Origin of the sequence: Helicobacter sp. MIT 99-5507, assembly GCF_003364295.1 — a bacterium.
Lineage (GTDB): Bacteria > Campylobacterota > Campylobacteria > Campylobacterales > Helicobacteraceae > NHYM01.
In genome coordinates this window covers 124,747-138,430 of sequence record NZ_NXLO01000001.1, presented here as the reverse complement: position 1 = coordinate 138,430, position 13,684 = coordinate 124,747, and the positions used below count along the sequence as shown (strand labels likewise).

General features: G+C 34.3%; 12 protein-coding genes, 1 other RNA gene and 4 pseudogenes. 9 read left to right on the top strand and 8 right to left on the bottom strand.

Annotated elements, in window-relative coordinates; translation table 11 throughout:
• Positions 1-13: 13 nt before the first annotated feature.
• The 4 genes from CQA42_RS08340 to CQA42_RS00710 all read left to right on the top strand — a co-directional run bounded on the left by CQA42_RS08340 (position 14) and on the right by CQA42_RS00710 (position 4,109).
• A complete protein-coding gene (locus CQA42_RS08340; protein WP_220271573.1) occupies positions 14-253 on the top strand; it encodes a hypothetical protein in 240 nt (79 codons plus the stop codon).
• A 119-nt stretch (positions 254-372) separates the two neighbouring features.
• On the top strand, positions 373-1,539 hold the full coding sequence (locus CQA42_RS00720) for a ferritin-like domain-containing protein (RefSeq protein WP_115582785.1): 1,167 nt from the start codon (positions 373-375) through the stop codon (positions 1,537-1,539).
• 355 nt (positions 1,540-1,894) lie between these two features.
• A complete protein-coding gene (locus tag CQA42_RS00715) occupies positions 1,895-3,001 on the top strand; it encodes an acyl-CoA dehydrogenase family protein (protein ID WP_258865518.1) in 1,107 nt (368 codons plus the stop codon).
• A gap of 283 nt (positions 3,002-3,284) precedes the next feature.
• Positions 3,285-4,109, top strand: coding sequence for a phosphate/phosphite/phosphonate ABC transporter substrate-binding protein (locus CQA42_RS00710; RefSeq protein ID WP_115582783.1), 825 nt, complete (start codon positions 3,285-3,287; stop codon positions 4,107-4,109).
• Between the two features lie 541 nt (positions 4,110-4,650).
• On the opposite strand, the gene CQA42_RS00705 is transcribed toward CQA42_RS00710, so the two are convergent.
• Positions 4,651-5,724, bottom strand: a complete 1,074-nt coding sequence (locus CQA42_RS00705) for an MBL fold metallo-hydrolase (RefSeq protein WP_115582782.1) — start codon at positions 5,722-5,724, stop codon at positions 4,651-4,653.
• A gap of 162 nt (positions 5,725-5,886) precedes the next feature.
• Between CQA42_RS00705 and CQA42_RS00700 the strand changes: the two genes are divergently transcribed.
• Both CQA42_RS00700 and CQA42_RS00695 read left to right on the top strand, forming a co-directional pair.
• Positions 5,887-6,324 carry a copper resistance protein CopD gene (locus CQA42_RS00700; RefSeq protein WP_115582781.1) on the top strand — a complete coding sequence of 146 codons (438 nt, stop codon included), beginning with the start codon at positions 5,887-5,889 and terminating at the stop codon, positions 6,322-6,324.
• Between the two features lie 83 nt (positions 6,325-6,407).
• Positions 6,408-6,665 (top strand): annotated as a pseudogene (locus CQA42_RS00695) (winged helix-turn-helix transcriptional regulator); the annotation flags it as partial.
• A 44-nt stretch (positions 6,666-6,709) separates the two neighbouring features.
• Here CQA42_RS00695 and CQA42_RS08190 read toward each other — a convergent pair.
• The 6 genes and pseudogenes from CQA42_RS08190 to CQA42_RS08185 all read right to left on the bottom strand — a co-directional run.
• On the bottom strand, positions 6,710-6,892 hold the full coding sequence (locus CQA42_RS08190) for a hypothetical protein (protein ID WP_181881466.1): 183 nt from the start codon (positions 6,890-6,892) through the stop codon (positions 6,710-6,712).
• A pseudogene (locus CQA42_RS08380) lies at positions 6,832-7,422 on the bottom strand (TIGR00366 family protein). The gene CQA42_RS08190 and the pseudogene CQA42_RS08380 overlap by 61 nt, the downstream one beginning before the upstream one ends.
• Before the next feature lie 103 nt (positions 7,423-7,525).
• Positions 7,526-7,720 (bottom strand): TIGR00366 family protein, encoded by a 195-nt coding sequence (locus tag CQA42_RS08320; protein WP_258865535.1) that lies wholly within the window; start codon positions 7,718-7,720, stop codon positions 7,526-7,528.
• Between the two features lie 17 nt (positions 7,721-7,737).
• Positions 7,738-7,989: a TIGR00366 family protein gene (locus CQA42_RS08315; protein WP_220271569.1), complete on the bottom strand. Its 252-nt coding sequence runs from the start codon at positions 7,987-7,989 to the stop codon at positions 7,738-7,740.
• Between the two features lie 66 nt (positions 7,990-8,055).
• Positions 8,056-8,256 (bottom strand): annotated as a pseudogene (locus tag CQA42_RS08375) (CoA-transferase); the annotation flags it as partial.
• A pseudogene (locus tag CQA42_RS08185) lies at positions 8,251-9,070 on the bottom strand (beta-ketoacyl synthase N-terminal-like domain-containing protein); the annotation flags it as partial. The pseudogenes CQA42_RS08185 and CQA42_RS08375, both read right to left, overlap by 6 nt.
• A 655-nt stretch (positions 9,071-9,725) precedes the next feature.
• Between CQA42_RS08185 and pta the strand changes: the two are divergent.
• The 3 genes from pta to CQA42_RS00655 all read left to right on the top strand — a co-directional run bounded on the left by pta (position 9,726) and on the right by CQA42_RS00655 (position 13,155).
• Complete coding sequence (gene pta / locus CQA42_RS00665; RefSeq protein ID WP_115582777.1) at positions 9,726-11,237, top strand: phosphate acetyltransferase; 1,512 nt, start codon at positions 9,726-9,728, stop codon at positions 11,235-11,237.
• 9 nt (positions 11,238-11,246) lie between these two features.
• On the top strand, positions 11,247-12,431 hold the full coding sequence (locus CQA42_RS00660; RefSeq protein WP_115582776.1) for an acetate kinase: 1,185 nt from the start codon (positions 11,247-11,249) through the stop codon (positions 12,429-12,431).
• Between the two features lie 364 nt (positions 12,432-12,795).
• Positions 12,796-13,155, top strand: a complete 360-nt coding sequence (locus tag CQA42_RS00655; RefSeq protein WP_408941424.1) for a MerR family transcriptional regulator — start codon at positions 12,796-12,798, stop codon at positions 13,153-13,155.
• 118 nt (positions 13,156-13,273) lie between these two features.
• Here the strand turns inward: CQA42_RS00655 and ssrA are convergent.
• Positions 13,274-13,645: a transfer-messenger RNA gene (gene ssrA / locus CQA42_RS00650) on the bottom strand.
• Positions 13,646-13,684: the final 39 nt, after the last annotated feature.

The following is a 13,684-nucleotide window of genomic DNA, read 5'->3' as shown; positions in this document are numbered from 1 at the left end:
TGATGCTTTGCTAGTGTATTTTGATATAGATGTGTTAAATGTAGAGTATTTTAGCGATACTTATTTTGCAAATCCCACTTTAGTGGGCGATGGTAGCGGTGGTGGCAAAATGAATCTTGAAAAACTTGCCCAAATTTTAAATTTACTTGATAAAAGCTCAAAAATAGTAGGCTTTAGCATAGCTGAATATCTACCATTTAGCGCTTATAAACTCCAAGAGCTTTTTAAAGATTTTATTTTTTCGAAAAACTAAGGCTTTTTAGTATTTTTATAAAATTTTAAGCTTTTAGTATTTATAATTGTCTGCTATTTTGCCGTGTGCAAACCACAGACAGCTTGCCCATCTGTGTATTTTAAACCTAAGATGAAACTATGCAGCATTCCCTTATTATGGACGATGTCCCGATTTCTAAGCCTTTCTTTTTGCGTCTTGAAAATGCCTTTTTGCTTGCTAGCACAAATGATTTTATCGAGATTCTAAGTGCCTATGATAATTTGGAGCAAGAGCTTGTTTCATGGTGTAACTTCAAGGGTGAAAAATTTATTTCTAAAACTAAGCTTAAAAATTGCTATGCTTATCAACTGCGCAAAGATTCTGCTGCACGATTTTTGCATTTTAACCACGATTTATCCCTAGCTCCCGATGAAATAGGGCTTGCACCGCAAGGAGTGCGCCCTGAAATTGCTAGCCCAAATTATCATTTTGAGCTAAATAATAAAGATGAAATGTGGAGTAAAAATCTTGCTGGAATCTATGAAGATTCTAAAAATTCACAATGGAATGCAACTAAAGATATAGATTGGCAGGAGATTCCAAACTATCCTACTAAACTAGAATTTGCAATAGCACAAATTATGACTTATTTAGTAGAGAATGAATTTAGCGCATTATATATTCCTGCTAAATTTTTATCTCAAGTTTCGCCATTTTTTACGCAGATTCCATTATTGCTTTCTAGCATTATTGGCGATGAAGCTAGGCATATTGAAACCTTCACCAAACGCGCAAAAGCCACAGGGCTAGGCGTTTTATATTCCACAAAAACAACGCAACAAAGTCTATTTAGCCTATTTAAAGAGGATAACTATCTTGCTTCAAGCTTTTTGTTACATATTATGGGTGAAGGAACTTTTATTGATTTGCTGAAGTTTTTGGAAGATTGTGCCAAAGATGAGCCGACAAAAAAGCTTTTAAACCTTGCAAGAAAAGATGAAAGCCGCCATGTTGCGTATGGAATGAGTAATGTTAAAGCAGCGATTGCGCAAAATCCGAATAAGATTAATATACTCAAAGATGCCGTTTTTCGTAGACAGATTTATCTTGATGAAACTAGTGGGGAATCTACATTACTCATAGAATCGCTTGCTATTTTTGCTGGAGGTGGAGAAAGTATAGCACATTTTAAAGATGGATTTGAACAAGTTGAGAATCTAAAAAAGCAAATGGAAAAAAATCGAACAAAAAGGCTTGTTGAATGTGGAATTGATGAGGAATTAGCACGAGATTTGAGCCGAGCGCATACACCAAATTTTATGTAATATATTATAGCCTTATTTATAAATCTATTGTGGCTTTGCGACCGTGCTTGTTGCATGCAGGCTACAAAAGCTGTCATTGCGAGCAAAAGCGGAGTGTAACGAAGCGGCGAAGCAAAACGAGGCGAAGCCGAAGTTTCTTTAGTAATCCATATTATTCAAGCGAAGCGCACCGCTTGCGTCATTGTGAAGGAGTAAAGCTACTGAAGTAATCTAGTCAAATAAATATGATTACCATGGGCTTCTTCCTTGCAATGGCAGCATAAGCAATATTGGATTTATAAATAAGGCTATGCCTAAATTCTAAAAAATCCGTGAGATTATTACAAAAAGGAGTAATATGTTAACATTAGAAAACTTGGAAACCCAGACAAAGGAGTTTGGGAGTAAATTTGTTACACCTATAACAAAAAGTGTTGATGAAGAGGGAAGATTCCCTAAAGAAGCCTATGATGCGTTGCGTAAGGAAGGTTTTATGGGCTTGCTTGTGCCTCGTGAATTTGGCGGACTAGGCGGCGGGGATTATCACCATGCTAAGGTTTGCAGTATTTTAGCTGGCTTTGATGCAACAACGGCTTTATGCTACATGATGCATAATACTGCTATTGCTGCTGTTCGCACATTTGCAAGCCCTAGTTTGCAGGCTGAAGTATTGCCAAAAGTGGCAAAAGGTGAGCTTACATTTGCACTTGCATATAGCGAAAGTGGTTCGGGAACACATTTTGATACACCTGACATGATAGAAGAAGAAAGTGGGGATTCTCGGATATTAAAAGGGCGTAAAAGCTTTGTTACAGCTGCAGAATTTGCAGATATTTACCTTACATATACTAATTCATGTAAACTAAAAGGCAAGCGCAACAATTGGCTTGTGGAGCGTAATAGTGAAAATCTCGTGCATGAACATAATGTGTGGAACGGGCTTGGAATGCGCGGGAATAATTCCAAACCTGTGCAATACAATGGTGTAAAAGTGTCTAATTCATGGCTTCTTGGTGAAGAAGGTGGCGGTGAAGAACAAGCAGGAATTGTTGCTATGTTTTTTGTAACTGGGCTTGGTGCGATTTATGCAGGGCTTGGAAATACTGCATACAGCGTTGCTTTAGCGCATACTAAAGAGCGAAAATATACAAATGGCAACGCCCTAAGTGATATTGAGCTTGTGCGAATCCATCTTGCCACGCTTTACACAAAGGCTCAAAGTGCGCTTGCACTGGTGTTTGAAGCGGCACGAGCGCTTGATAACAATGAACCAGATTTTGCGACAAAAATCTTTGCATGCCGAATTAACGCAACCGAGCTTGTAACCGATATTTGCACCCTTGCGATGCGACTTGGCGGTGGTAAGGCATATAGTAAACTGCTTCCATTGGAGCGTTATTTACGCGATTCTTATGCTGCACAAGTGATGGCTCCTAGCCTTGATGTTGTGAAAATATGGCTTGGAGACGCTTTGCGTAAGTAGGCTTATAGCGGCGCATATTCGCTGTGCCTCCGCTCGCAATGACATCACGTGGGATTCTGTTATTATGCGAATCTCGCCCAGCGTGTTTGCTCTCGTTGGCAACCCGCCGTGTTGTCGTCATTGCGAACAATACGACCGCAGGGAGTGCGAAGCAAAGCAAAGATTCTTTAGAAAACGAAGTTTATTTAGTAATCCATATAATCGCAGTGAAGCTGCCACATTATAGAATCCATTGCCTATTGGCACATTTTGAAACAAAACTAACTTAAAAGAAAGGAAAATAATGAAAAAAACTTTATTATTAGGCGCGGTAGCCTATGACCCAAAGGTTGTTCCGATTTGGGACATTATACGAGATTATGCAAATGATGGAGATTTTGGAATCAAGCTTGATTATGTTTTATTTAGTAATTATGAACGACAAGTTGAGTCGCTTTTGCGCGGACATATTGACATTGCTTGGAACACCAATGTTGCGTGGATTCGCACATTGCACGCGACACATAAAAAAGCGCAAGCTTTGATTATGCGCGACACAGATATTGAATTTACGACAAAATTTGTCGCTCGCAAAAATAGCAATTTGCAGAATCTAAGCGACTTGCGGGGCAAAAAATTTGGCTTAGGCAGCAGAGATTCCGCACAAGCAGCGATTATTCCGCTATATTATCTGCAAAAAGCAAGCATTGCGACAGAAATTGTCCGATACGATAGCGACTTAGGCAAGCACGGCGACACGGGCAGGAGCGAATTTGATGTGCTTGATGCAATCAAGCAAGGTAAGCTTGACGCGGGCGCGATTGGCTCAAGCACGTGGATACGCGTTTTGCAGGAGGGTAGTTACCCAGAAATTGCGAGCTTTTGGACAAGTCCGGGCTATTGTCATTGCAATTTTTCCGTGCTACCTAGCTTTAGCAAGGAGCTTAGCGAATGCTTTTCTAAGATGTTATTAAGCCAAAATGAGCGTAAAAATGACCCAATTATTACAAAAATGATGAGCATGGAGGGCTTAAATCAATGGAAAGAAGTCGGCAAGAGCGAACTTAATGGCTATAATGATTTATACAGCGCAATGGAAGAACAAAATTTATTAGAAAATAATTTATAAACAGGAAATTATAAGCGGTTGCCTACGGCGCATATATGGGTTGCTTCGCGTTCGCTGCGCTCACATAGCTCGCAACGACGTTGCGGGTGACTTGAACGTTACTAAATAGCAAAATCACATGAATTACCACAGCGTTTTTGTCGCCATCGTGGCATCAACGTTGATTCTTATCGTCATTGCGAGCGGAGGCTTTAGCCTCCCGTGGCAATCTATGTTGGTGTGTCTGCACTCTGTGTGTCAGTATTTATTTTTTCTAAGGTTGAGATTTGTGCTTTTATTTTTACGGGATTGTCGCAGTCATTTCGCTGCGCTAACTCCTTTGCAATGATGGATTTGATAACATACTAGATGGGATTATTAAAGAAACTTTGCTTTGCTGCACTATGCCTACGGCTACACTAGCAATGATGACATGAATCTATAAAGTTCGTTGTAATTGCTGTGCCTACGGCTCGTAAAAGTTTAAAAGTATTTTATAGCTATTTAGTTCTATAAAACTTATAGAGAATCTAGATAAATCTACTAAGAAATAGATTCTTGCTTAAGATTTTATTTCTTGCCACCATCGTGGTGTATTTATATCCCGCCATAATGGTGTAATTTCACCGATTTTTGGTGTAAGTAGAGCAAAATTAATATTTTCATCTTTATTATAAAGTGCAAGCAATGAATCTAATGGATCACGCCAATTATGTGTAGAGATTTTAAATTTTGAGTTGTGGATTGGCATTGCTTTTTTTACATTTAAATCTTTCAAAGCTTGCAAGCTTTCTTTTGGAAAAGAATGTACTTGAGCCCATTTAATATTATATTGCCCATTTTCAATAAAAGCAAAATCAATATACTTGAATTTCTTGCCTATTGCTTTAAAATGCATACCATATCCACCATCACCACTTAAAAATATCTTTTTATCTTTACTTTCTAACATAAATGACGCCCATAAACTCTTATTTCTATCAAAAATACCGCGTCCAGAAAAATGCCTTGTAGTAAGGCAATGAGTGCGCAAAGTAGAATCTAGCTTTAAGCTCTCATCCCAATCAAGTTCGTATATTTGGCAAGGCTTTATACCAAATTTGATGAGATATTTTCCTACACCAAGTGGAGTGATGACATGTCCTATTTTATTTACCAAAGCTTTAATTGTAGATTTGCTTAGATGATCGTAATGATTATGTGTGATAAATAAATAATCTATCTTTGGCAAATCACTTGCACTATAAATATCTGCCCCACTAAAAGGCTTGATAAGAAATGGAATAGGTGAAGCACAGGATTTAAGCACGGGGTCAATTAACAAAGTCTTGCTATTTAACCAAAAAAACAAAGAAGAATGCCCAAACCATACAAAACTATCTTCTTTTGGAATCTGTAATAAATCACTTTTTACACTTGGAATCACCACCTTATCAGGTGATAAAAGCTCTCTTAAAAGATTTTTTGGCTTTGTTTGAAATATTTGATTTTGTATTTTGGATTCTATATTTTGTCTTTGAATCTTCGTCATACGCTTTATAGGCTCTTTGTTTTGTGCCTTATTATTTTTAAAATTTGTTGAAGATTTTATATGTTTTTTTGTATATTCTTTTGGATATGAAAACTTATTTTGCACTAAAGGATCAAATAAAGCCTCCTTATCTAAACTTGAAAAATGATAACAAATCTTGATTAAATACGCAAGCAATAATTTTTAAAAAACTTATCACATATCAATTTCTTATCAATTTTTTTGCACTAAAATTCGCGCATTACAACATAATTTAAAAGGAAAGCTATGGCTGCGTTATATCCGTATTTTCTTATCGTGCATTTGATTTGTGCGATTATATTTTTGGGTTTTATTTTTACCGATGTGGTGTTGTTTTCAGCTGTTCGTAAGAAATTGGGCGATGAAATGGCAGATAAAATGTTTGGGGCAATCTCAAGTCGTGGAATAAAGATTATGCCACTATGTTTGTTATTGCTTGTTATTACTGGTGGAGGAATGCTAAGTATTTATGTAAATTCTAGTGTTGGTTATTTTGAAACTAGTCAGCAGCAATTTTTAATGTTTAAAGTTTTGCTTGCATTATTAATTGTTGCTATGGTTATCACCTCGCTATCTTGTAAGTTTTTAGGCAAGCGCAATCCTATTGGTAAGATTATCCATCCAGTTGCTTTAATACTTGGCTTTGGAATCGTGCTTTGTGCTAAGCTTGCGTTTTATTGGTGATGTAGTAACTTTTTATTTAGGAATCTATGTATATTCCTAAATAAACTAATGTTAATTCCAAATAGTATTTAAGTTAAGATCTACAAAGATTTAATGAGTTAAAATCTTCCATAAGTGCTAGTAAAAATCAAAATATCTCCCAAAAGGTTTTAACAGATAATCTAAGAGAGTTAGAAAAAGCAAAACTTATCAAACATAAAGTCTATGCAGAAGTTCCACCAAAAGTTGAATATTCTTTAACACCGCTAGGAAAGAGCTTGGAGAGTGTTTTACAAAGCCTTAGTATTTGTGGAGAACAATATAAGGATTCTGATACACTCAAAGCTAAAATAACCATTTAAAGGATTCTACAAAGCCCTTTGTTATGCAATGTTTATAATATTTTTTAGATAATACAGAATCTATACATAATAATATATGCAAAAAATAATACTATTTTTATGTTTTTACTTAAATAGGCAAAGAGAATATCAAAGCTGTTATACAAAAGCCCATTATATCTCGCACTCAAAGCCCAGCGATAGCTAAAGCTGGTAAAGCCCAAAATGGCTGTATCATATTTGCCCATTGCTCACCATAAGCTATTGCCATTGTTGCTTTTCCAAAATCAGCACCAAGCTCTTTAGCAGCATCAATTACAAAAGGTCTTTAAATAATCCAATGCCCTCCACCACTTGGCACGGCAAAGTTAATTGCAGCAGAACTAAAAAATGCCCAAACAGCGTAATTATCTTTGTTTGCTATACCAATAAAAAACTCGGTGATAATTTGACCAACACCTGAATGATCCATTATTCCAGCAATTGCTGCATAAAAAGGAAATTATATTAAGATTCCAGCTGTACTTCCGGCAGCATGTTTAATGGCTCTCATATAAGCCATAGGTGTTTTGTGTAAAAACAAACCAATAGTTATAAACAAAAGATTAACACTATTTAAGCCATTTAAGAAGCTTTTATTATAAAAATGATACACCAAATAAGCAGTAGCAAGCGCAACCGTGATGATAGCTAAAATTTTACTCTCTTCAAGTCTTAATGCAGGAGTTGCATCTTTTGGAAGTTCTTTTTGATAGCTTGGTTCTTCAGCTAAAAGCACAGGATCGACTACCTTAGGTTCTTTTGGCACCAAGGTGTTTTTGCACTATGATATTACTTGGATCACTTGCTGCAAGTGGCATAGATCCGCTCAATCCTCCACCCTAAGTCATAAAGCCTATATATGCACAAGCTATTAGCAAACCATAATCAACTGCCTTTAAATTTCTAGCAATTTGTTTGGCAAAAAGCGCACCAATAACGAGCCCAAAGCCCCAATTTATTGCACTTGCTAATCCTCCAAAAAACATACTAATGCCACACCTTGTTTTGGTGTTTTTGCAAAAGAAGCAAGAAATTTTAAAAGTCTTTTTACTTAATCAGAGCTTGCTAGAGCAAAACCTGTAACAACTATCATAGCCATTTGAGTTGTAAAAGCTAGAAAACTCCAGAATCCATCACCCCAAAAGCCAACTATAGCCATAATAGAATTTTGTCCTTCTTTTGGTTCAACTACACATAGTCCCCAAACAAAAACAATAATAGTTAAAAGAACAACAAAAACTAATGGGTCGGGCAAATATCTTTGCACCAACCGCGACATAAACGATGAGATCTTTCCTATCATCATATCTCCTTACAAGCACACTTCAAAGCTAGCTTCAGTCTTAGCCTTAACTTCATCTAAAGTGGCTTATCCTTGTAATTCAACAAGTTTCATCTTACCATTTTCAAAGTCAAATACTCCAAGCTCAGTTATTACTCTATCAACACATTTTGCACCTGTCAAAGGTAAAGAGCAAGTTTTTTTAAGCTTTGAATTACCATTTTTATCGCAATGTTCCATAACAACTATTACTTTTTTTGTCCCATTTACAAGATCTATTGCTCCACCACCTATACATAAGGTCGCTAACCCATATCTTGCATCTCTTCTTTTCATCTCATGAAGCAAACTTACAACTATCCTTGCCCCCACTTGCACCAACAGGATGTCCTAATGCTATGGCACCACCATTTACATTGATATTACTTGTATCTTTTGGGTTTAGTTCTTTTAAGCACGTAAAGACTGCGCTGCAAATGCTTCATTTGCTTCTATTAAATCTATATCATCTATATGTATTTTTGTATTTTCTAATACTTTTTTAGCTTTTTGTTGAGAATCTAGAGCAAATTTATCTTATTCTTCTCTAGTAAGACTATATTTTTTGACTAAATTTTCAGCTGTTATACCCATATGATAGTTATTAAAAGCACAAGTCAAAGCATCTTTTATCATAGAATCAATGATTTTTTTTATCACCCATTTTATAACCTTCTCTAATCCATTCTAACAAATAAGGAGACATGGACATATTTTCAGCTCCACCTGCTAAAATAACTTCAGCCTCACCTAAGGATATACTCTGTCTTGCAAGTCCTATGGCTTTCAACCCAGAACCACAAACTTTATTAATAGTAAAAGCACTTTTACTATTATCTATACCGCTATTTATCAACACTTGTCTAGCAGCATTTTGCCCTACTCCTGCTTGAAGTATTTGTCCTAAAATTACTTCATCTACAAGCTTTAAATCAAGCTTAGTTTCAGCGAATATAGCCTTTGCTACTGCACTAGCTAAATCTACTGCTTTAGTGTTTTTTAAACTTCCCATAAATGAGCCTAAAGCTATCCTTTTTGCACTTACGATTACAACTTCTTGCATCGTTTTCTACTTAGTTTGAAATTTGAGACTACTCTTGTTTTTCATCTCATGTGAATACAAGGCTTATAAAATTTAAAACCAATAAAAATCAAAAATAAAACAATTTAAGTTAAAATTTAGATTATTTGAGCAATAAAATAACAAATAAATTAATTTTTTATGAATTTTTTGCTTATCTTTATAATTAATTAATTTTTATTAATATCTAAAATTTATTAATTAAGTATGAAAAGTATGGAAAGACTATAATTAACATTTTATTTAATTTAAAAAACAATAAAGCAAAATAAAAGGTTTATCTAACAATTAATCTTACTTAAAAGTAGAATCTAATAAAAATTATACAATTTAGATTTTATTTATTTTAAAAACTTTATCTTCTAAAAATTTATCAACTATATCATATATATATATTGTATTAATTTTATAGCTATAAATATGTGCAGATTCTACTTATATGAATGATTAATTTTTGATTATAAGTGGATCATTATTTTACCAATAGTAAAGCAATCACAACACTAAAGAGTGAAATTTAAAGAAATTATTTTTTTAACCACTTTTTAATTTTTTTTAAACTAAATTATTACTTTCTATAGTTTGCAAAATCTAAAGAAAAGAAGTTCTAAGAGCCCACAACTACAAAGGAGAATTCATGAAAAGCCTCTATCTTATCCGCTCAAGCCATAAAGATTTAAATCGCAAAATCACTGCAGAGTTACTTGAACTTTTAAGCCAAAAATATAAAAAACTTGCTCTTTTTTGTCCTGTGGTAAGTGAAGACACCATAGAAAGCTTAAGAATCTTCATCCAAGACTTTGACTTAAAACAAGACCTAGCAAGTGCTTATAGTTTTAATTTCCAAAATGGACTTAAATCTTACAATGAAGATCAAAATATCTTTATAGATAAAATAATTAATGATTATGAAAAACTTACCATGGAATATGATTTTGTCTTTGTGGCTGGTTTTTCAAGGTTTGGGATTCTAGGTTCTTTTGAAATCAATACTAGACTTGCCAAAGAACTCAATGCTCCAATTTATGCCATAGTTGAAAAAGATAATGCCTTGATGAGTAAAGATTATCTTAAAAAAAGACTAAATCATGAGAATTTTATCATTATTGATCAGTGGTTTAATAAGCAAGATTTTAAAGAATTTGATAATTATCAATTCCTAACACCTAATCGCTTTAGATATGATCTCATACAAAGGGCCAAAAAAGATAAAAAAATCATAGTCTTACCAGAAAGTGATGATGAGAGAATTTTAAAAGCTTGTGAGATACTTAAAAATCTTGAAGTAGTTGATATTATATTACTTGGTGATGAAAAAGAAATTCGCCAAAAAGCTGATAAGTTAGAACTTAGACTTAAAGATGTGCAAATTTTAAATCCACTAAATTCACCTTTTCATGAAGAATTTGCTAATAAATTACATGAAACAAGAAAGGCTAAAGGCATGAGCCTAGAGGAAGCTAAAAAATTAGTTTTAGATAGAACTTATTTTGGCACGCTTTTGGTTTATACTAATAAAGCTCATGCAATGGTAAGTGGAGCAAGCACAACTACAGCTGAGACCATACGCCCTGCTTTGCAACTTATTAAAACAAAAGAAGGTGTAAAAACCGTTTCTGGTATGTTTTTTATGAGTTTAGAAGATAGCTTGCTTGTTTTTGCTGATTGTGCAGTAACTCCAAATCCAACTCCAGAACAAATAGCTGAAATAGCCTATTCAAGTGCCAATACAGCCGAAGCATTTGGGCTTAATCCAAAGGTTGCAATCTTATCTTACTCAAGTGGAGATAGTGGCAGTGGAAAGAGTGTAGAAGCAAGCAAGGAAGCGACAAAAATAGCTAAAGAAAGGTATCCAGATTTGTTTATTGATGGTCCTTTACAATTTGATGCAGCTATTGATGAGATAACTGCAAAAAGTAAAATGCCTAATTCTAAAGTCGCAGGCAAAGCAAATGTCTTTGTTTTCCCTGATTTAAATGCTGCAAATATAGGCTATAAAGCCGTGCAAAGAACAGCAAATGCCCTAGCTATAGGTCCTATATTACAAGGACTTAAAAAGCCAGTAAATGACTTAAGTAGAGGATGTTTGGTCGATGATGTAGTAAATACCGTGATATTAAGTGCTATACAAGCAAAAGATAACAAATAAGGACAAATAATGAAAATTTTAGTTTTAAACTCAGGTTCAAGCTCTTTAAAATTCAAACTTTATGAAGACAAATACCCTATTGCTAACGGAGTAATAGAAAAAATAGGTGAACATCAAGGTAAAACAACCCTACAAAGTTTAAAAACTCAAGAAAAAGTAAGCCTTGATGATCCAGTGCCAAACCATCAGCGGGGTGTAGAGATGATAGAATCATTTTTTAGGCAAACTGGATTTTTAAAAAATTTAAATGAACTTGATGGTTGCGGTCATAGAGTAGTCCATGGAGGCAAAAACCTTACCAAGCCTTGTGTTATCGATGATAAAGTATTAAAAGAAATTCGCCGTGTTGCAGTCATCGCCCCACTTCATAATCCAGCTCATATCATAGGCATTCGTGCTATGATGGAAGCTGCTCCAAAGGTCAAAAATGTAGCTGTGTTTGATACGGCTTTTCATTCAAGTTTGCCAGAACATGCTTTTATGTATGCTTTACCTTATGATTTTTATGAAGATGAAGGTGTTAGAAAATATGGCTTTCATGGCACTTCTCATTCTTATGTGAGTAAAAAGGCAGCTGAGTTTTTAGGCATTGAATATGATAAATTTAATGCTATCACTGCACATCTTGGCAATGGAGCAAGTCTTTGTGCTATAGAAAATGGTAAAAGCATAGATACTTCTATGGGCTTTACGCCTTTAGAAGGGCTTATGATGGGCACAAGATGTGGAGATCTTGATCCTGCGATTATGTCCCATTTGGTGCGAATTTTACACTACACTACAGAAGAACTTGATGTTATAATGAATAAAAAAAGTGGTTTTTTGGGAATTTGTGGGCACAATGACTTAAGAGATGTTGAGAATCTTATTGAACAAGGTGATCAAAAAGCTAAACTTGCAAAAGATATGTATATCTACCGCCTTGTGAAATACATAGGCTCATATTTTGCGATATTACCTCGCACTGATGCTTTGATCTTTACAGCTGGAGTTGGTGAAAATGCTGATGATATAAGAAAGCTTGTATGCGCTAAACTTGCCCATCTTGGCTTTGAACTTGATGAAAATATAAATAAAGGCTTAAGAGGGGAGCTTAAACTCATCTCAAAACAAAGCTCAAAAGTAAAAATTCTCATAGTGCCAACCGATGAAGAGCTTGAAATCGCAAGTATAACTGAAAGTCTAATCAAATAAATTAATCATTCTTAAAGGTAAAATTCTTACCTTTGAGAATCTAATTTAAAATTCTTTATTCTAAATCCTGCCTTATTTCAAGGACTATTTTTAGGGCTTGCAAACTTTTCTATCTTTTTTTACACCAAAAAACTCTTTATTATACAAGGGATAGAATCTCTATTTATATTTTTTTGTAATCACATTAAAACAACTTAAAAAAATAATCCTATATTACATCTAAAGCCTTGACAAACATTAGGTGTAAGGATATATAATATATAAAAAAGTAGATAATACATTCTAAAATAAAATTTAATAAGGAGAATCTATAGCTTATACAATCATCGATGTTGAACGCAGACTTAATATTCCTTCACGGACATTGCGTTTTTGGGCAAGCAAAGGACTATTTGATAACTTAGAGCGAGATAAAAATGGAGTGCTTTACTTCTCTTTAAAAGGACTAGAGCAAGTAATTTGGATAGATTGCCTACGCAAAGGTGGTATGAGCATCAAGAAAGTGCATGAATATATTAAACTTCTCTCAAGTGGTGAAGATAAATCAAATCTAACAAAACGTCAAGCAATGATTAAAAAACAGCTTGAGATTGTGCGTGAGGAAATGAAACGTTTAATGCTTATAGAAAATATGCTTGAGGGTAAGGTAGAATTTTATGATGAATTTATAAGGCTTGGGAAAAAGCCTGAAAACTACAAATGTAAAGGATTTGATGAAGTGTAAAATTGCCTCAAAACAAGCAATTAATATCCGAAAAATACACTATATAAAAAGCACTAAATAATAAAAACAACTAAATAAAATATCTTAAAAATGTAAAAATAAATAATATAAAAGATTTTGGTGGAGCTGTGGGGAATTGAACCCCAGTCCAAAAAATAGACCAATAAAAACCTCGACATACTTAAAAAATGAAGCTTTATATTTGCTTATATCACAAGCTTCGATGATATTAAGCCACTTTGAAAGACTTCACTATGTATTATCAAAGCAACTAATACAATAGCTATCTAGCAAAAATGAAGAGTAAATATATAGCTAGAATCTATATCACTCCGCTCCAAAAAGGATTGTTAAACTTACGCTGCTCTTGCGTAAGCTGGAGCTAGTTTTTTATTATTTGCGTTTAAATTTATGTGATGATTTTACAGTATCAATCAAACTGGTATGCAATCTTTATCTTCTACTTTCTGTCGAACGCCAAATCAGCCCCATAATTAGGAATAAATTAGGCATAAATAAGAAAACTTTA

What these genes read in the sequence shown, in the direction of transcription:
- pta (WP_115582777.1), top strand. Translation starts at nt 9,726, where the DNA reads ATGAAAAGCCTCTATCTTATCCGCTCAAGCCATAAAGATTTAAATCGC.
- CQA42_RS00700 (WP_115582781.1), top strand. Translation starts at nt 5,887, where the DNA reads ATGGCTGCGTTATATCCGTATTTTCTTATCGTGCATTTGATTTGTGCG.
- CQA42_RS00660 (WP_115582776.1), top strand. Translation starts at nt 11,247, where the DNA reads ATGAAAATTTTAGTTTTAAACTCAGGTTCAAGCTCTTTAAAATTCAAA.
- CQA42_RS08315 (WP_220271569.1), bottom strand. Translation starts at nt 7,989, where the DNA reads ATGATAGGAAAGATCTCATCGTTTATGTCGCGGTTGGTGCAAAGATAT.
- CQA42_RS00720 (WP_115582785.1), top strand. Translation starts at nt 373, where the DNA reads ATGCAGCATTCCCTTATTATGGACGATGTCCCGATTTCTAAGCCTTTC.
- CQA42_RS00710 (WP_115582783.1), top strand. Translation starts at nt 3,285, where the DNA reads ATGAAAAAAACTTTATTATTAGGCGCGGTAGCCTATGACCCAAAGGTT.
- CQA42_RS08190 (WP_181881466.1), bottom strand. Translation starts at nt 6,892, where the DNA reads ATGGGCAAATATGATACAGCCATTTTGGGCTTTACCAGCTTTAGCTAT.